Annotated in this window: 11 protein-coding genes; 4 read left to right on the top strand and 7 right to left on the bottom strand. The window is 52.6% G+C overall.

The features are described 5' to 3' along the window. The first annotated feature begins 170 nt into the window (after positions 1-170). On the top strand, positions 171-7,136 hold the full coding sequence (locus tag OGY17_RS10380; RefSeq protein WP_286607457.1) for an autotransporter outer membrane beta-barrel domain-containing protein: 6,966 nt from the start codon (positions 171-173) through the stop codon (positions 7,134-7,136). A 219-nt stretch (positions 7,137-7,355) separates the two neighbouring features. Here OGY17_RS10380 and ychF read toward each other — a convergent pair whose 3' ends face one another. Then, positions 7,356-8,450 (bottom strand): redox-regulated ATPase YchF, encoded by a 1,095-nt coding sequence (gene ychF, locus OGY17_RS10385; RefSeq protein ID WP_003020818.1) that lies wholly within the window; start codon positions 8,448-8,450, stop codon positions 7,356-7,358. Between the two features lie 115 nt (positions 8,451-8,565). Continuing rightward, the gene (gene pth, locus OGY17_RS10390; protein WP_003020814.1) at positions 8,566-9,150 is read right to left on the bottom strand and encodes an aminoacyl-tRNA hydrolase; all 585 of its coding nucleotides are present in this window, start codon (positions 9,148-9,150) and stop codon (positions 8,566-8,568) included. 274 nt (positions 9,151-9,424) lie between these two features. Here pth and ychH point away from each other — a divergent pair, with 274 nt between their 5' ends. Further along, positions 9,425-9,706: a stress-induced protein YchH gene (gene ychH, locus OGY17_RS10395; RefSeq protein WP_003833480.1), complete on the top strand. Its 282-nt coding sequence runs from the start codon at positions 9,425-9,427 to the stop codon at positions 9,704-9,706. A gap of 126 nt (positions 9,707-9,832) precedes the next feature. Here the strand turns inward: ychH and lysC are convergent, their stop codons facing one another. After that, positions 9,833-11,194 (bottom strand): lysine-sensitive aspartokinase 3, encoded by a 1,362-nt coding sequence (lysC, locus tag OGY17_RS10400; RefSeq protein WP_267458767.1) that lies wholly within the window; start codon positions 11,192-11,194, stop codon positions 9,833-9,835. A 608-nt stretch (positions 11,195-11,802) separates the two neighbouring features. Here lysC and OGY17_RS10405 point away from each other — a divergent pair. Beyond that, complete coding sequence (locus OGY17_RS10405) at positions 11,803-13,188, top strand: diaminobutyrate--2-oxoglutarate transaminase (RefSeq protein ID WP_008784983.1); 1,386 nt, start codon at positions 11,803-11,805, stop codon at positions 13,186-13,188. Positions 13,189-13,203: 15 nt separating this feature from the next. Next, entirely contained in the window at positions 13,204-14,667 is a 1,464-nt protein-coding gene (locus tag OGY17_RS10410; RefSeq protein WP_502872496.1) for a pyridoxal phosphate-dependent decarboxylase family protein, read from the top strand. Positions 14,668-14,763: 96 nt separating this feature from the next. Here the strand turns inward: OGY17_RS10410 and dauA are convergent, their stop codons facing one another. From dauA to lolB, 4 genes are all read right to left on the bottom strand, one after another. After that, on the bottom strand, positions 14,764-16,446 hold the full coding sequence (gene dauA / locus OGY17_RS10415) for a C4-dicarboxylic acid transporter DauA (RefSeq protein ID WP_071692414.1): 1,683 nt from the start codon (positions 16,444-16,446) through the stop codon (positions 14,764-14,766). 124 nt (positions 16,447-16,570) lie between these two features. Continuing rightward, on the bottom strand, positions 16,571-17,518 hold the full coding sequence (prs, locus tag OGY17_RS10420; protein ID WP_001518537.1) for a ribose-phosphate diphosphokinase: 948 nt from the start codon (positions 17,516-17,518) through the stop codon (positions 16,571-16,573). A gap of 269 nt (positions 17,519-17,787) precedes the next feature. After that, positions 17,788-18,639: a 4-(cytidine 5'-diphospho)-2-C-methyl-D-erythritol kinase gene (gene ispE / locus OGY17_RS10425; RefSeq protein ID WP_286607180.1), complete on the bottom strand. Its 852-nt coding sequence runs from the start codon at positions 18,637-18,639 to the stop codon at positions 17,788-17,790. Beyond that, positions 18,636-19,259 carry a lipoprotein insertase outer membrane protein LolB gene (gene lolB / locus OGY17_RS10430; RefSeq protein WP_079937420.1) on the bottom strand — a complete coding sequence of 208 codons (624 nt, stop codon included), beginning with the start codon at positions 19,257-19,259 and terminating at the stop codon, positions 18,636-18,638. Before lolB ends, ispE begins: the two co-directional genes overlap by 4 nt. Positions 19,260-19,357: the final 98 nt, after the last annotated feature.

Raw genomic sequence — 19,357 nt, forward strand, 5'->3', positions numbered from 1 at the left:
GATGTATCTATAAATAACGCATTATTCATTATATATACCCTAGAAGAGGGGCGGCAAGTAAAATCACTCACGAAACGCCTGAGCTAAAAATCAGGCACTGATAATTTTGGCCCAAATTCACCTGTGAAGTAATCGCGAAAGAAAATGGGCTGTTAAAAGCGAGTGAGATGATGAACAAAGTATTTAAGGTTATCTGGAGCGTAGCCCGCTCGTGTGCCGTTGTTGTTTCCGAACTGGCACGTGGAAACGTACAATCAAGCAGTTCTTCGCTTATTACGGAAGAACAATACAGCGCAGAATTCCAGAATGCATATGTTTTTCGAATGGCACCTGTCGCTTTATTAATGCTTGCACTTTTTCCAGCGAAATCACAGGCAACAGATTATGTAGTAGACTCCATGACCCCACAAGATGCCATAGAGATAACAGTGAGTGGACGGGATAATACATTGTCAGGTAGCTTTTCGAATGTTTCGTATGGTAATAGTGGTTACACCAATATGACTCTGGGTGAGGCTTATGATAAAGGTCTTCTAGGTACTAATAGTGAGTATGTTAAGAATAACAACATATTTAACATCGGCTCGCAAAGCAAAGTAATTGACTTTATAGATCCAGTTACCGGGAATACGACATCAATAGCGGTCTACGATAATGATGCGATGGTCATTAACTCTCTCGCCGACTTTAATGTTACGATTTCAAATGCCGTGGGTGCTAACGGCCAGTATATAGATCGTAATCTATACAACGTTAATAGTGGAGCCACTCTTGATGTCAATGTTGGAAGTCAGGATGCCAACTGGATTAATGATAGGGAAAACTTATTTAGCGCTGTTTTCAAAAGTTCAAATACGAGTAGCATAAATAAATCATCAGTTTTTAATGTTTCCAGTGAGTCTGGTGACAAAGCAGAGCTTAATTACCATTCTAAAACAATAGCCCAGTTAGGTAATGATTACAACAATCACAGTGGTGGCACGGCTATTGCGTACCCAGTGATTGACGAATTTACAGGTGAGTTCACCAGCAAACTTGGGCCACAAAATGTGACAAATGTGGAGGAGTTTAAAGCTTACAACGCTGCGTTAATCGCAGCGATTGAAAAAGGTGAGCTCTCAATGACCAGTGCAGAGTACAACGCTGAACTGAATTTGGCGCGAACTACCGGGTCTATCCCTATTTATGCGAATGAGGATGGGATTGCGTCTGATGATGCAGTTAGAGGAACGGTTAATCGTGATACCGTCTCCTACATCCACGGAACCGGCAAAGATGCCGTTATTAACATTGATAAAGACGCTAATCTGCAACTTTTTTGGTCTGATGCATCGCTGGTTAACCTGGAAAATGGTGCAACCTTAATCAATGAGGGCACACTAGGGTCGAATAACAATACGCTTCGTGGGGCCTATGTCGTCGCCGTTCACAGTGGTTCTGTATTTGAGAACAACGGGGTTGTTGATGCAGGGACTAACCCTGACATGGCTGAAAAATTGGGTTCGAGCGCAGCATTAGTCGCAGCAGGCCAGCACACGGCTATCCTGGCAAACGGCACATCCACTGTTAATAACAATGCCACTGGCGTGATTAACCTGGCAACGAGCTCTTCTCAATACAGTAATAAAGGTGTCCTACTCTCTTCGTCTGCGGTGCTGACAAATGACGGCACGATAAATGTCGCATCAACCGCGCAGACGAATACCACTGGCACACCGGTCACAACAGGTGTTGAGGCCGGCCAGCAATCAACATTTAACCATAACGGCATGTTGTACATCGGCCGGGAGGCTCAACGTGAGGGGACGGATGCGACTAACGACCTTCGTATTTCGGGAGACTCCATCGGTGTTCTGTTATCAGGCAGTGCGACGTATAACGGCGATAGGGCCTCAAAAATTGTAATTGGTTCTCAGACAACGAACGCAACAGCCATCGTTGTTAAAAATACCGCGACGTTAAATCAAAATGGCACGATAGAGATCAACGGCGATCTGCCCGGCGAATCCTCGATTGCGAACGTGGGGATCAACGTAAAATCAGGTACCGGTGAAAACCGGGTCGTGAACAACGGCGTAATCAATCAAAACGGGCAAAACAGTATCGGTATTGATGTGGAAGCCGGAGGAAAAATCACGCACGCGGGTGTCATTAACGTCAACTCCGGGGTAGATGAGGGGACGCATTACGCGAACTACGGTATCCGGGCGAGTGGTGAGGATGCCCTCGCCGTGGTATCAGGCGACGTCAATCTCAATGGCGATTATGCCATCGGTGTTCAGGCGCGTGATAAAGGCACCATCACCCTGGTGGATGACGGAACGGTGACCTTCAATGAAGGGAGTCACCAGACGGGGTATTACATTTACGGTGCCGGATCGTCAATTATCGATAATGCCACGAGTAATCAAACGGTTTCGACGACAGATTCGACACTTTATCGCGTCGATGGCGGCGCTGCGTTTGATGGTTCTAGTACCAATAAGTCACAAATGAATGCAACGGGTGATAACTCCACCATTATCCTTACGACGGATGCAGGTAGCAGTTTTAACTCCGGCAAGCTGGCGTTAAGCATTATGGGTGAAGGCTCAACTGGCGTTCGTATTGAAGGCGGTGCTACGGGGACAATCACGGCGGATGCCGATATTGTTAAAGTCGCCGGTAAGGGCACAACGGCGGGCATTGTTGACGGAAACTACTATGGCCTGGATGGTGAAGTCGTTGAAGCCAAAAAAGGTGAGTCGGTATTAACCAGCTATGCCACCCTTGAAACGGCCAACACCGCTGACGGCGCTTTCGGCTATATCGCTCGTAATGGTGGTACGCTGAACCATAAAGGCACTATTGATTTTGATCAGTCGGACAGTACCGGAGTGCTGATTTCCGGCGGTACGCTGAACAACGACGGCGATATTCAGGTGAATGGCGTGGCGGTCAATATTCAGGGCGCAGATTCCGTGGTGAACAATAGCGCGACCGTTTCTGCCACCGATGGCACCGCGGCGTATCTGGTCGAGAGCGACGCAACGCTTAACCTGACCGGTGAAGGGCAAACTACCGCTGACGGCACGGCGCACGCCATTCTGTTGGCAAGCGGGGCGAAAGGGCTGGTCGTTGATGGCGCAACCATCACGATGGCCGCGGGCGGCAGCGGTAACGCCATTGAAAACCAGGCTAACCTTGTCGGTATTCAGCTCAAAGAGACCCACATTACCGTCGGCAACGGCATTGGGGTACATACCGGGGCTTCCATGGCGCAGACCAACTCCGGCACCATCAACGTTACCGGTAGTGGAACCGGCATCCTGTTTGAAAGTATGGACGGTTCGCAAACCGATCAGACCCTGGATATGTCCGACTCGCGCGATCTGGTCATCAACGTCCAGCAGGCGGGTGGTAAAGGGATCGTCACCAATTCCTCCGCAGACCTGAAAACAGGTGCCAGCGTCAACGTGCTGGACAGCGATGGCGCAGAGGCGCTGGTTGTCGGCGGGACCACGAAAAATATTGAACAGTCGGGCGAGCTGACGTCAGTTTCCACTTCGCATGCGGTGGTCGATGCAGATAACGGCTCTCTGGAAAGCTTCCTTAATAAAGGGGTGATCCGCGCGCTGGATGCTTCGCAAAAAGCGCTGGAAATCGTTAAAGGGAAGGGCATTGCCTTTACCAATGCCGCGGAAGCCAGCATCACCGGGATGGTAAATTTACTGAGTGGCGATAACACCGTCACGCTGGAGTCCGGCAGTACGGCAACCGATATCACCACCGGTAACGGCAGCGATCTCTTCTTGCTGAAAGACATCAAGGCGACGGAAACCTCGCTCTTCACCAGCCTGAATGGTGGAGAAGGTGAAGACACGCTCCGGTTGCAGAACGCACAGTACACTCTGAACAGTGCCGACGCCATTACCGGCATGGAGCATATCGATCTGACCAGCAACTCCGTGTTTACCGTCAATAACGTCGACTTCGTCCTGGGTGACGCAAAAGATGATGCAGCGAATACGGGTTACAGCATTGATACGAACAGTACGCTGCAACTGAACGCGACCGGCGATATGGCGTTCAACAGCCACCTCTCGGGAACCGGGACCGTGTCTGTGGATGCGTCCGGCAAGGCGTTTGATTTTACCGCCAACAATGCCGCAGACGGTTTCCAGGGCACGCTTGCGCTGCAAAACAGCACCTTTGAACTGGCCGGGTTAAATATTCAGGCCCTGGCTAAAGCGACGCTGAGCGCGGGTGAAGGCAGCCTCACGCATGTCGGCAAGGGCGAACAGAATATCGGCGGGCTGGCGTTTAACGGGGGCACGGTGAGTTTCGACGGTGTTACGCCGGGCAAAACGCAAGCGGATGGTACGATCCATGCGGGTAAAATGGATCTGAGTGGTCGCGGGACCGTTCAGGTGGATACCGGCAGCGTCAGCAATGATCGTCCACAGGCGGATACGACGCTCTCCCTGCTTGAGCAGGACGACGCACAGGAGTTGATCAAACTGGCCACCTCTGACTCCGCTGTGCAGGGTGGCGCGGGCAACCTGACGTTAACCGACAAAGACGGCAACGTCATCAGCGATGGCGTGGTGGCCGACATCGAGCAGAATGATGAAGTGGTGGCCAAAGGCACTTATGACTACCGCCTGACCGGTGGAGAAAACGACGACGGGTTGTATATCAGCTACGGGCTGACGCAGGTTGAACTGCTAGCGTCCGGCAGTAACGCGCTGGTGCTGGATGCCAACGATAAAACAGGTAATGCCGCTGACCTCAGCGCCCGCGTCACTGGCACCGGCGACCTGGCATTCGACAGCGCCAAAGGCCAGACCGTGTCACTTTCCAATATGGATAACGACTACACCGGCATCACCGATGTGCGTAGCGGCAACCTGCTGATGAATAACAACGACGTGCTGGGGCAGACCAGCGAACTGCGTCTGGCATCTGACACTGGTTTTGATATGAACGGCTACAGCCAGACGGTCGGTAAACTGACGGCCGCTGTCGATTCTTTGCTGAATATCCATGGTGGCAGCCTGACGATTGCGGATGGCGGTGAGGCGAACGGCACCTTAACAGGTAGCGGCGCGCTCAACCTGAACGGAGGAACGCTGACTGTCACGGGTGAAAACAGCACTATGACCGCGAAAACCACGATTGCCGAAGGGGCCACGGCGTTGCTGAACTCTACGCTGGGCCTCGGTACTGGTGACATCGTGGCGGCCGGTACGCTGGCGTTAAGTAATGCCGCAGGCGTGCTGTACAACGCCATCAGCGATAACGGCAGTGTCGAACTGACCGACAGCGATGTGGTGCTGGCCGGTAACAACAGCGAGTTTACCGGAACCTTTGACATTGATGGTGGATCGCAGCTTACCGCGTCCGTGGCTGAACATCTGGGCGATGCGGCGGTGAAAAACGCCGGTTCCCTGGTGCTCAACAGCGCCAGTAGCTGGGAGCTGAACAACAGCATTACCGGCGCAGGCAGTGTCACCAAACTCGGCAGCGGCACCATCACCGTGGGCGACAATGCCGCGTGGACCGGTAGCACACACATTGAGCAGGGCGGACTGCAACTGGGCAGCGAGAGCGCTTCAGTGGTGCTGAGCAGCACGCAGGTCACTATCGCAGATCAGGGGAAATTATCCGGGTTCGGCGGCGTGACGGGTGATATCGACAACGCCGGTCTGCTTCAGGTTGGCACCGCTGAAAGCACAGGCACTCACACCTTTATGGTGGGTGGAAACGTCACTAACAGCGGCACGATGGCTACCGGGGTTTCCGGGAAGCAGGCCGGAAACCAGCTGGTGATTAAGGGTAACTATGCGGGTAACGACGGGCTGCTTTCGCTTAACACCGCGCTCGGCGACGATAAATCCGTCACCGATAAGCTGGTGGTGGAAGGCGATACCTCCGGCAACACGTATGTCACGGTGACAAACGCCGGGGGCAAAGGGGCGGCGACCATCAACGGTATTGAAGTTATGACCGTTGAGGGGGCGTCCGACGGTGATTTCACCCAGAAAGGCCGTATTGTTGCCGGGGCGTATGACTACACCCTGAACCGCGGTACCGGTGAAAACAGCAGTAACTGGTATCTGAACAGCAGCAAAACGGACCCGGGCACGGATCCGGGTGATAAAGAAACGCCGGATCTGCGTCCGGAAGGCGGCAGCTACACCGCAAACCTGGCGGCGGCTAACACCCTGTTTGTGACCCGTCTGCACGATCGCCTGGGTGAAACACAGTTCATCGACGCGTTAACCGGCGAGCAAAAAGTCACCAGCATGTGGATGCGTCACGTGGGCGGCCACAACAACTGGCGTGATGGCAGCGGGCAGCTCAAAACGCAGAGCAACCGTTACGCCGTTCAACTGGGCGGTGATGTGGCGCAGTGGAGCCAGAGTGGTCTTGACCGCTGGCATCTTGGTCTGATGGCCGGTTACGGCAACGACCACAGCAATACCCACACGTCACGTACGCAGTATGGTTCGAAAGGGTCTGTGAACGGCTATTCCGCCGGGGTTTACTCAACCTGGTATGCCAACGACGAGACGCACAGCGGGCTGTATGTCGATACCTGGGCACAGTACAACTGGTTTAACAACAGCGTGAAGGGTGAAGGTCTGCAGGGCGAATCCTATAAATCGAAAGGGGTGAACGCCTCGGTGGAAACCGGCTACACCTGGAAAATGGGGGAATACCAGACGCGTGAAGGTTCGACCAACGAATGGTATATCCAGCCGCAGGCACAGGCCGTGTGGATGGGCGTGAAAGCCGACGATCACCGTGAAAGCAACGGCACCCGCATCACCAGCAGCGGTGACGGTAATGTGCAAACGCGTCTTGGTGTGAAAACCTGGATCAAAGGCCACAGCCAGCTCGATAACGGTAAAGCGCGTGAGTTCCAGCCGTTTGCCGAAGTTAATTGGCTGCACAATACCCGTGATTTCAGCACCCGGATGGACGGCGTTAACGTCAGCCAGGCCGGAACGAAAAACCTAGGTGAGGTGAAAGTGGGTGTCGAAGGGCAGGTCAGCCCACGTTTCAACCTGTGGGGCAATGTCGGCGTGCAGGTGGGTGATAAAGGCTATAATGACAGTGCGGCAATGATCGGCGCGAAATGGAACTTCTGATAATCGTCTCCTGACCTTTTTGCCAGGCAACCAGTGGTTTGCCTGGCAATCCTGCTGGTTGGACTGACCCCACGCTCGTAGACAAATTCTTTCCTCACGACGGGGCCTGTTCAATAAGTTGAGACATTATGAAACGAAAAATCCACGCAATTGCGTGGATTTTATAGGTTTTGTCATTCTCATGAGATTCGTTGAAACCTCACGAGACAGTAGATTTTATTAGACGTTGAACAGGAAGTTCATGATATCGCCATCTTTGACGATATAGTCCTTACCTTCGGCACGCATTTTCCCAGCTTCTTTCGCACCTTGCTCACCTTTATAGGTGATGAAATCTTCAAACGCGATGGTTTGTGCGCGGATAAAGCCTTTCTCGAAGTCGGTATGGATTTTACCGGCTGCCTGCGGAGCCGTGGCACCGACAGGAATGGTCCATGCCCGGACTTCTTTCACGCCAGCGGTGAAGTAGGTCTGCAGGTTCAGCAATTCGTAGCCAGCACGGATAACGCGGTTCAGACCCGGCTCTTCCAGACCCATTTCAGCCATGAATTCTTCACGGTCAGCATCATCAAGTTCTGCGATGTCAGCTTCAACGGCAGCGCAAACGGCAACCACAACAGAACCTTCGGCAGCCGCGATTTCGCGCACTTTATCGAGGTACGGGTTATTTTCAAAACCGTCTTCGTTGACGTTAGCGATGTACATTGTTGGCTTCAGCGTCAGGAAACTCAGGTATTTGATGGCTGCTTTGTCTTCGTCAGTCAGCGTTTTCAGCGCACGCAGCATGCCAGCGTTTTCCAGCTGTGGCAGGCATTTTTCCAGCGCAGCCAGTTCTGCTTTAGCGTCTTTGTCGCCGCCTTTGGCCTTCTTCTGCACGCGATGGATAGCGCGCTCACAGGTGTCGAGGTCGGACAACGCCAGCTCGGTATTGATAACTTCAATGTCGTCAGCCGGATCCACTTTGTTATTAACGTGGATGATGTTGTCGTTTTCAAAGCAACGCACCACGTGGCCGATAGCTTCGGTTTCACGGATGTTGGTCAGGAACTGGTTACCCAGGCCTTCACCTTTAGACGCGCCTTTTACCAGACCGGCGATGTCGACGAATTCCATCGTTGTTGGCAGGATACGCTGCGGTTTGACGATTTCGGCCAGCTGATCCAGACGCGGATCGGGCATCGGGACAACACCGGTGTTCGGCTCGATAGTACAGAACGGGAAGTTTGCCGCTTCAATACCCGCTTTTGTGAGCGCGTTGAACAGGGTGGATTTGCCTACGTTTGGCAAACCGACGATACCGCATTTGAATCCCATGTTTAAATCACCTTAATCTTTTGATATTCAACCTGTTATGGAAAACAGATTGTAGAAATGTAAATAACTTTGCCTATTATACACAGCACGCGAGAAAAATGCCGCACATCGCTGCTTATTGCGCTTTAAAGGTGTGTAACCGGCTCGTCGCTTTGGTCAGGCCGTCTTTGAACAAAATCTCGGTACAACGTGCCGCTTCGTCAATTGCTTCATCAATTAACTTCTGTTCTGAAACAGGCGGTTTGCCTAAAACAAATCCGACAACTTTGTTTTTATCGCCCGGATGGCCAATTCCAACGCGTAAACGATGAAAGTTGGGGTTATTACCTAACTTACTAATGATGTCTTTCAGGCCATTATGTCCGCCATGACCGCCGCCAAGCTTAAATTTGGCCACGCCAGGGGGCAGGTCTAACTCATCGTGTGCGACCAAAATTTCATCGGGGTTAATACGATAAAAACTGGCCATCGCACCGACAGCCTTGCCGCTCAGATTCATAAATGTGGTTGGCACCAGCAGACGGACGTCTTCACCTTCAAGCGTAACTCTGGAGGTGTAGCCGAAGAATTTCGGCTCATCGCGCAGGGGAGCGCGTAATCTTTCTGCCAGCAGATCGACATACCATGCGCCTGCATTGTGTCGCGTTGCCGCATACTCTGCGCCGGGGTTTGCCAGGCCGACAATCAATTTAATCGCCACGTGTTTTGTCCTGAGTGTTTCGATAAACGACGTGTAGTTTACTGTCTGACGCTGCTGTTGACAAAAAACTGCGTGCTTATCGCCAAAAGCTGAATAATTGCACAAATGGACTATTAGAAAATGAGTGTGTTCAGTGGCTTATTTGTAAAGTTTTGTTGCATGAGTGTTTGTAATTGTGATCGCTCCCGCACTTGCGAACGGCAGTGTTGTCTATACTTTACACATAAGGATTAGGGGTATTCCCTGTAACAACCCAAAGTTCCGGAGGTGACACATGAAACGCAAAAACGCTTCGTTACTCGGTAACGTGCTCATGGCTTTAGGGTTGGTGGTGATGGTGGGTGGTGTTGGTTACTCTATTTTAAACCAACTGCCGCAATTTAATCTGCCACAGTTTTTCGCACATGGTGCCGTGCTCAGTATTTTTGTTGGTGGAGTCCTCTGGTTGGCCGGTGCCAGAGTGGGGGGGCACGAACAAATCAGCGATCGTTACTGGTGGGTGCGCCACTATGACAAACGCTGCCGTCGCGGTGATACCAATCATCGGCATAACTAAATAGCTCTCCCAACTCGGAGTGCAGTTGTTTGAACACAAAGTCCTGGTTTAAAAACCAGGGCTCTGCTTGTTCGTCAGTACTGGATTAAACGACTTCTACCCTTGGTGGCATACTACAAAGAAGCGTTATTCGAATAACCGATAATGTAACGCTTTGATCGCGCTGTCTGCATTGTCAGCCGGCAACAGGATACTCAGGTTGTCGTTTGACGCCCCATGGCAAATCATTCGTACCGTATGTTCTTCAAGCCAGGCAAAAACGTCTTTGCAAACTCCCGCAGCCTGTGTGAGTTGATTCCCCACCAAAGTGACCAGTGCCAGCCCGGTTTCCACTTCCACCCGACAGTGGGAGGACAAGGCGGTAAACAATGCGGTGGTCAACACATGGTCTTCACCTGAGGTTGCATGAGTGGCGTCCAGCGCCAGCGCAATACTATTCTCTGAGGTTGTAACCAAATCCACCGTGACCGCATGGCGAGCTAAAATGGCGAAGGACTGCGCCAGGAAAGAACAGGAAGGTTGCTTCTCCAGACTGTGTAACCGCAACAGCGTCTGTTTACGACGCACGGCGAGCGCGCGATAGCGAGGTGGATTATCGGTGGTGTTGTGCACCAGCGTACCTCCGGCGGCAGTATCCTTACTTGAGCCAACAAAGACCGGAATGCTTTTACGCATTGCCGGGAGCAGTGTCGCCGGGTGGAGGACCTTCGCACCGTAGGCGGCCATATCGCTGGCCTCGGAAAATGAGATATGGTCGATTCGTTTGGCCCGCGGCGCAATGCGTGGGTCGGTGGTGTAGATCCCTGCGACGTCGGTCCAGATGTCAACGCGTGTGGCGTGAAGCGCCTCACCGAGAAGCGTAGCCGTGTAATCACTACCGCCGCGTCCAAGCGTTGTGGTGTGTCCTGTGGCATCACGCCCGATAAATCCCTGAGTCACCATAATCGCTTGCTCAAGACGAGGGCGCAGGTGAGTCTCCACCTGGTGGTGCAGTGTGCCAAGCTCGGGTTCGGCGCAGCCGAAGTTCGAGTTAGTACGCATCACGCTGCGGGCGTCAAACCACCCGGCCTCGGCATGCCGTTCACGTAAGACTTCAGTAAACAGTAGCGAGGACATCAGCTCGCCATGGCTGACTAACTCATCGCTTAACGCATCAGACGGCGAAACCATCGCCGTTTGTGCAAGACGACGGATATTGTTTAGAAGATTATCGATTTCCGTGCTGATAACGGACGGCTGCTTCAGGCGGGAAATAATGTTGTATTGGATGGCGCGTAAAGTCTCAATCTTATCTAATTGTTGATGTGTTTCCAGACCTTCAGAAAGCTCAACCAGTAAGTTTGTCACGCCTGCTGAAGCAGACAAAACGACTAAACGGACATCTTGATCAGCAAGGACAATGCTGGCGCTGCGGTTCATCGCATCAAAATCAGCGACGCTGGTGCCGCCAAATTTGGCAACGACGGATGGTGGATAAATGCGAGTCATAACAATCTCATATCAGGGCGCCATAAAAGTATGGCTAGAAAATTTTCATTCTCGGCATAAGGGAACGACGTTCGCCTTACGAAATGTCCGCCCGCGAACATTTCTGCTGACAACCCAGGGAATACCTGTTGTCGATAACGCGTGTCGCCTGTACGCGTTATCGGGTGCTGCGCATTAATTTTATCTACATAGCCTGCAAATAAGCGCGCCATACTAAGTGATTTATATTTAGGGATCGACTTTTTTATTCGATTTATCGACAAATAAGTGAAAAATCATGTCATCACAAGATGTCGCGAGCATCATTAATGGTAAAAACGTGTAAAAAAATAATAAAAACACGAAAATCCCATGGTTTTTATTAGATTGTCTGCGTTGCAATTAGCTACAACATTGTTAATTAAATAGATATATTTCTTTAGGATTTAGTAATGCTAAATAGTTATTACGCTTTGAATTTAAAGGAGAAAGTTGTTATTTTTAATGCCGAAAAATAAATGATTGAGTCCTAAGCTAAAACAACATATATTAGCCGCGCTTTTTTACAGGTAATCCTTATAACCATTTATTCAATCAGGCGTTAATCTACACCTGGTTGTAGGAGTGATATGATGACGGATAAAGTCCGTATTGATACTTTAAGTGCTAATTCATTACCACAGAGCAATGATACCTTTTTAGCAAGACAGGCTGAGTTTGAATCTAATGTCCGCAGCTATCCACGTAAACTGCCATTAGCGATCGCTAAAGCGCAGGGCGTCTGGATTACTGATGTAGAAAATAATCAATATCTTGATTGCCTGGCAGGTGCCGGAACCCTGGCGCTTGGTCATAACCATCCTGAAGTGCTGCAGAGCATTCAAAGTGTCATCACAAGCGGCTTACCGTTACATACGCTTGACCTTACCACGCCGTTAAAAGATGAATTCTCATCATATTTACTTTCTTTATTACCGGGTCAGGGCAAAGAATATTGCCTGCAGTTCACCGGTCCGTCCGGCGCAGATGCTGTTGAAGCGGCACTGAAGCTGGCGAAGAAAGTCACCGGCCGTTCCAGCATCATCAGTTTCTCCGGTGGATACCACGGGATGACCCACGGCGCGCTGTCCGTGACCGGCAACCTGTCGCCGAAAGAAGCGGTCAGCAACATGATGGCGGAAGTGCAGTTTATGCCGTATCCGCATCAATACCGTTGCCCGCTGGGTATCGGCGGCGACGCTGGCGTTAAAGCATTAACCTACTACTTCGAAAACCTGATCAACGACGTTGAAAGCGGCGTGCGTAAACCGGCTGCCGTGATCCTTGAAGCGGTGCAGGGTGAAGGTGGCGTGAATCCGGCTCCGGTCGAGTGGCTGCAACGCATTCGTAAAGTGACGCAGGAACATGGCATTCTGCTGATCATCGATGAAGTTCAGGCGGGCTTTGCACGTACCGGTAAACTGTTCGCCTTCGAACATGCCGGTATTGAGCCAGATATCATCGTGATGTCCAAAGCGGTTGGCGGCGGTCTGCCACTGGCGGTACTGGGCATTAAAAAGCAGTTCGATGCGTGGGCTCCGGGCCACCACACTGGTACTTTCCGCGGCAACCAGTTGGCGATGGCGACCGGTCTGACAACGCTGAAGATCCTCAAAGATGACAAGATTGCCGATAAAGTTGCTGCCCAGGGCGAGTGGCTGAAAGGCAAACTGGCTGACCTGCAGAAACGCTACCCGGTTATCGGCCAGGTGCGCGGTCTGGGTCTGATGATCGGCCTGGAAATCGTGAAGCCGAATGAAGCGCAGGATCACATGGGCTGCTACCCGGCCGATGGCGAGCTGTCCGCGTTGCTGCAGAAAAAATGCTTCGAAAATGGGCTGATTCTGGAGCGTGGTGGCCGCAACGGGTGCGTGCTGCGCCTGCTGCCGTCACTGCTGATCACCAACGCTGAGCTGGAAATCTTCCTCGATAAATTCGAAAACGCCCTGCTGGGCGCTGGCGTGAAGCCGGTTTAAACGGAGTTGGATCGAATGTCAGACGTAAACCCGATTCTGTCCGGCTCGGCGCAAAGCATTGCAGCTTATCAGGACGCTATCGAGCAGAGTACGCAAGCGGTCGTTGAATGGTTGAAGCAGCCTGAGATGTATCAGGGTAAAACCGTTGAGCAACTGCGTGAACGTATCAACCTGAATTTTACGTCTCAGGGCCTGGGCAACCAGGCCGCTATTGAGCGTGCGGTTGAATACTTTCTCAAAGACAGCTTGTTGGTTCACCATGCGCAGTGCGTGGCGCATCTGCACTGCCCGAGCCTGGTAATTAGCCAGGCGGCGGAAGTGCTGATCAACGCCACCAACCAGAGTATGGACTCCTGGGACCAGAGCCCGTCGGCCACCATCATTGAGATCAAGCTGATCGAGTGGTTGCGTGAGCAGGTTGGATACCCGACAGGCGATGCGGGCGTATTCACCAGCGGCGGTACGCAGAGTAACCTGATGGGCCTGATGCTTGCGCGTGATGCTTTCTTCGCTCGCCAGGGGCACTCCATTCAGCAGGATGGTCTGACCGGTGATCTGAGTAAAATCAAAGTGTTCTGCTCTGAAAGCGCGCACTTCTCCGTGCAGAAGAACATGGCGCTGATGGGGCTGGGCTACCGTTCCGTCACCCAGGTGAAGACCGATGCGTTTTCACGCATGGATCTGGCTGACCTGAAAGACAAGCTGGCCCAGGCGAAAGCCAACGGTGAGCAGGTGATGGCAATCGTCGCCACTGCCGGTACTACCGATGCGGGCGCAATCGATCCGTTAGCGGATATTGCAGCGCTGGCTGCAGAACATCAGATCTGGATGCACGTGGATGCGGCATGGGGCGGGGCGTTACTGCTTTCTGATAAGTACCGTGACTTCCTGAACGGCCTTGAACTGGCAGATTCCGTGACGCTGGATTTCCACAAGCAGTTCTTCCAGACCATCAGCTGCGGTGCGTTCCTGTTAAAAGATGCGCGCCACTACGAGCTGATGCGTTACCAGGCGGCGTACCTGAACTCTGATTTCGATGAAGAGGCTGGCGTACCAAACCTGGTATCGAAGTCGCTGCAGACCACGCGTCGTTTCGATGCGCTGAAGCTGTGGATGGGCCTCGAAGCGCTGGGCAAAAAGCAGTATGCCGAGATCATTGATAACGGTGTGACGCTGGCGCGTGATGTTGCTGAGTTTGTCAAAACCCAGCCGCGTCTTGAACTGGTGATGGAGCCGCAGCTGGCAAGCGTGCTGTTCCGCTTCCGCCCGCAAAGTGACGACGTGGCATTTGTCGCGCTGCTGAACCAGCGTATTGGCGACGTTCTTCTGGCTTCAGGTAGCGCCAACGTCGGCGTGACCGAAGCAGATGGTGTCACCTGCCTGAAGCTAACGCTGCTCAATCCGACGGTATGTCTGGAGGATGTTAAAGTCCTGCTGGCAAGCGTGAAGGCAACGGCTGAGCAACTGCTGAACGCGTAAGCAATAAGCTTGTTATAAAAATGGCTCCACGTACGGGAGCCATTTTTTTGTCTGTCATTTGTAATCCGGCGTCGTTTCGCCTGGCCGGGCTACACGTCAGCGGATATCTGCTAGCGCAGCATCTTTATTCGGGAAGAACGTCAGGCGCCCGGCAATCGGCTGAATACCCGCGCGCGCCATGGTGCGTAGCGGCTGGAATTCCAGATTACTGATGCGTAATTCACAACCTTCCGGCAGACGTTTTACAAAGCGCTGGAAAGCGTCCAGACCACCGGCATCCAGTACCGGGACCGCGTCCCACTTCAAGACTACGATGCGTTTACCTTCAATACGTGACTCGAGATCGGTAAATAATCCTTCCGCCGCGGCAAAGAACAGCGGACCAATAACGCGCAGCACCAGTACATCGTCCGGTACGTCTACGTTGACCGGCGCCAGGCGAGTCATGCGCGCAATACGACGCATAAACAGCAGAGAGGCGAGAACGATACCGACGCTGATGGCAATAACCATGTCGAACAGTACCGTCAGCGACATACACATCAGCATGACAATGATGTCGTCTTTCGGTGCATGGCGCAGCAAATCCACGACTTTATGCGCTTCACTCATGTTCCATGCCACCATCAGCAGCAGGGCGGCCATGGCGGAAAGCGGTAACCAGGAAAGCAGCGGCGCAAGTACCAGCAGGGCAAGGATCACCAGAATCGCGTGGATAACCGCAGAGATTGGCGAGGTCGCCCCGGCGCGGACGTTTGCCGCAGAGCGGGCAATTGCCGCTGTGGCGGTGATACCGCCAAAGAACGGTGCCACGATGTTACCCAGCCCCTGGCCAATCAACTCGCTGTTAGCTTTATGCTTGGTGCCGGTCATCCCATCGAGTACGACGGCGCACAGCAGAGATTCAATTGCCCCCAGCATCGCCATCGAGAAGGCTGCCGGTAACAGCGCCTGTAACGAGCTCCAGCTCAGGGTAAAGTTTGATTCCGGCATATTCCACGGCAGGACCAGCTGCGGCAGCAACTGCGGGATACCATTACCCTGTGAGCCGTCAGCCAGAATGTAGTGGAACTGAGAACCAATAGTGGCGACATGGCCGCCGGTCAGGTTCACGATACCCATTACCGCACAGCCTGCCAGCAGTGCGGGAAGGTGACCCGGCAGTCGGATCCCCAGGCGCGGCCAGAAAATCAGGATCCCCAGCGTCACTACGCCAATGGCGGCATCGCCGAAATTGATGGTCGGCAAGGCCATAAACAACGCACCAACCTTCTGCAGATAGTGCTCCGGGACATGGGCCATCTGCAGGCCAAGAAAATCTTTAATCTGCATGGTACCGATGGTGATACCAATACCCGATGTAAAACCTAACGTTACCGACACGGGGATATATTCGATCAGGCGGCCAAAACGAGCGAGGCCGAAAAGGATCAGGAATATCCCGGACATGAGCGTGGCAACCAGCAGGCCTGCCAGCCCAAACTGTTGCGACACCGGATACAGAATCACCACGAAGGCGGCGGTTGGGCCAGATACGCTAAAGCGCGATCCCCCGGTAAGGGCGATAACAATCCCAGCGACGGCTGAGGTATACAGGCCGTACTGCGGCGCAACGCCACTGCCTATTGCCAGGGCCATTGCCAGCGGAATGGCGATGATCCCAACGGTTATCCCGGCGATCAGGTCACGGGTAAAGCGAGAGGCAGTATATTTTTCTTTCCAACAAGCGTCGATGAGGGCGCGGAAAGGCATCACATGTGAGGAAAATAATCTGTTCACAATAATGTTTCATCCATGAGCGCATCATCTGTCAACTAAATGGCAGGTGAAGGAGGCATAAGTCATACAAATAAGTATTGCAGATAAAAAAACCCGCCGCAGCGGGTTTTTGAGCCGGGCTCGATTAATGCTCGAACATAGCAGAGATGGATTCTTCGTTGCTGATACGACGAATCGCTTCGGCCAGCATACCCGACAGGGTCAATGTACGCACGTTTGGCAGCGCTTTGATTTCGTCAGTCAGTGGAATAGTGTCACAGACAACGACTTCATCAATCACTGAGTTGCGCAGGTTGTTTGCCGCATTACCTGAGAAGATCGGGTGAGTGGCGTACGCAAATACGCGTTTAGCACCACGTTCTTTCAGTGCTTCTGCTGCTTTGCACAGCGTACCGCCGGTATCGATCATGTCATCAACCAGAACACAGTCACGACCTGCAACGTCACCAATAATGTGCATCACCTGAGAAACGTTCGCACGCGGGCGACGTTTGTCGATGATAGCCATGTCGGTATCGTTCAGCAGTTTAGCGATAGCGCGGGCACGCACGACGCCACCGATATCCGGAGAAACCACAATCGGGTTGTCCAGGTTCAGCTGCAGCATGTCTTCTAACAGGATCGGGCTACCGAATACGTTATCAACCGGTACGTCAAAGAAGCCCTGGATCTGTTCAGCATGCAGGTCAACGGTGAGGACGCGGTCAACGCCAACGCTGGACAGGAAATCAGCGACGACTTTAGCGGTAATCGGTACACGAGCGGAACGTACGCGACGATCCTGACGTGCATAGCCGAAGTAAGGAATAACGGCGGTGATACGGCCTGCGGAAGCACGGCGCAGCGCATCAACCATAACGACCAATTCCATCAGGTTGTCGTTAGTAGGGGCACAAGTGGACTGGATGATGAAAATATCACCACCGCGTACATTTTCATTAATTTGTACGCTGACTTCGCCGTCGCTAAAGCGACCTACAGCGGCGTCGCCGAGTGAAGTGTACAGGCGGTTGGCAATACGTTGTGCTAGTTCCGGGGTGGCGTTACCAGCAAAAAGCTTCATATCAGGCACGAGAAGAACCTCAGGCATGCGTCCATTGGTGGAAAGAATCTGCCGAAAACTGTGCGGGCCAGGCAGTATCCTCTCCATGCGGTGTATTAAAGAGCGCGATGCAACGTCTGGAACAGGGTGACGTTGTCACCGCAACTCAGCTTGCCCGGCTTACTCTTTATCTTTCGCGTTTCATTTGCGCTGGCATCAATTCCTCACACCAGTTACATACTGAAGTTGTATGCACCTGGCGATTCGTCATTTCGCCATCTTCCTGAAATCCGAAGGATTTAGAGTAACGCTCTGTGCAATGGGGAGAGGTTGACGCCTTTCGCCACAAAGCCATTGAGCCATTCCGGGGCTTGCTCAAGCACCTGGCGAGCACGAGACTCAGTGTCAAATTCAGCAAAGACACAAGCCCCTGTACCAGTCAGGCGCGACGGCGCGTATTCTAACAGCCAGGAAAGCGCCGCATCAACCTCGCGAAAACGTTTTCTTGCGATAACCTCGCAATCATTGCCGAATTCACATTTTAGTAACGTTTTTATTGACCTTTTTGGCGTGTTGCGCGGGAGGTCGGGATCGTTAAAAATCACCGGTGTCGGAATACTGACTCCCGGATGAGCAACCAGATACCACTTTTCCTCAGGCTCGACCGGCGTCAGAATTTCGCCAACGCCTTCGGCAAAGGCCGCATGGCCGCGCACGAATACGGGAACATCCGCCCCCAGCGTTAAGCCGAGTGCCGCCAGTTCATCAACTGAAAGTCCGCACTGCCAGAGATGGTTCAGCGCCACCAGAACGGTTGCCGCATTAGACGAACCTCCGCCAAGACCGCCGCCCATCGGCAGGCGTTTATCGATACTGATGTCCGCACCGCTCCCTTTGGGAAGGCGATTGCTTTCAGATGCCGCTTTCATCAGCAAACGTGCCGCACGGACGATCAGATTGTCTTCATGCGCAACGCCTTCCACTGGGGTTAACAGGTGAATTTCGCCGTCGCTACGCGGTGCAATATCTATCGTGTCGCCATAATCAAGAAACTGAAATAAGGTCTGCAGCGTGTGGTAACCGTCCGCACGCTGTCCGGTGATGTATAAAAACAAATTCAGTTTTGCCGGAGAGGGCCAATGGGTCATCATTTCACAATCCAGTTATCCATTTTCAGCTTAATACGCTGGGAGCCGTCGGACAGCTCCATGTTTGCTGGCATCGCTGGCTGGGTTTTGCTGTCGTAGGCGCTATAGACCACTTTCCAGTTTTTACCGTCTTTGCTGTAGTTCACTTCACTCAGACGATATTGGTCGTCGAGCTTATAATCGGTGGCGTCACCTGGCAGTCCAAGGATCCACTGGCGCAGGCTGTTTAATGGGATAGGCATGCCGGTCAGTTTGCCGATCATCTCTTCAGCGTCGTCGGCGTTGTAATGCTTGCCTTTGTTATCGACCAGTTCGACGTTGCCAGGCTGCGCATTAAGTTCCAGTTCCGTGCTGCCCAGTGGGTTGGTCAGCAGGAGACGATAGCGATCCTGACCGGTTTGCTGCCAGAAAAAGCGGGCATACACTTTCTGTTGATCGGAAATATAGGCAAACGCACCACGCGTCTGATACTGGTTCAGGGCGCGAACTTCCTGTTGGTGCTGGCGCCACTGCGGAGAATCGGGGCTTTTACCGGGACCTTTAGGCGCGTTGAGCGTACAGGCAGTAAGAACCAGGGCCGCCAGCGGCAGCAGGCGAATCAGGCGAAAATCAGGCAGGGTCATAATGATGACAAATCCTTGAGATACGTTGCAGTTATAACTCTTAATGCTAGCGCCGCCATCAGACATCGTCTACGTTCAAGTTATCTTAAATCGCTTAA

It is taken from the genome of Citrobacter sp. Cpo126 (genome assembly GCF_030332445.1).
Classification (GTDB): Bacteria; Pseudomonadota; Gammaproteobacteria; order Enterobacterales; family Enterobacteriaceae; genus Citrobacter; species Citrobacter portucalensis.

What these genes read in the sequence shown, in the direction of transcription:
- OGY17_RS10380 (WP_286607457.1), top strand. Translation starts at nt 171, where the DNA reads ATGAACAAAGTATTTAAGGTTATCTGGAGCGTAGCCCGCTCGTGTGCC.
- ychF (WP_003020818.1), bottom strand. Translation starts at nt 8,450, where the DNA reads ATGGGATTCAAATGCGGTATCGTCGGTTTGCCAAACGTAGGCAAATCC.
- ychH (WP_003833480.1), top strand. Translation starts at nt 9,425, where the DNA reads ATGAAACGCAAAAACGCTTCGTTACTCGGTAACGTGCTCATGGCTTTA.
- lysC (WP_267458767.1), bottom strand. Translation starts at nt 11,194, where the DNA reads ATGACTCGCATTTATCCACCATCCGTCGTTGCCAAATTTGGCGGCACC.
- OGY17_RS10405 (WP_008784983.1), top strand. Translation starts at nt 11,803, where the DNA reads ATGATGACGGATAAAGTCCGTATTGATACTTTAAGTGCTAATTCATTA.
- OGY17_RS10410 (WP_502872496.1), top strand. Translation starts at nt 13,204, where the DNA reads ATGTCAGACGTAAACCCGATTCTGTCCGGCTCGGCGCAAAGCATTGCA.
- ispE (WP_286607180.1), bottom strand. Translation starts at nt 18,639, where the DNA reads ATGATGACCCATTGGCCCTCTCCGGCAAAACTGAATTTGTTTTTATAC.
- lolB (WP_079937420.1), bottom strand. Translation starts at nt 19,259, where the DNA reads ATGACCCTGCCTGATTTTCGCCTGATTCGCCTGCTGCCGCTGGCGGCC.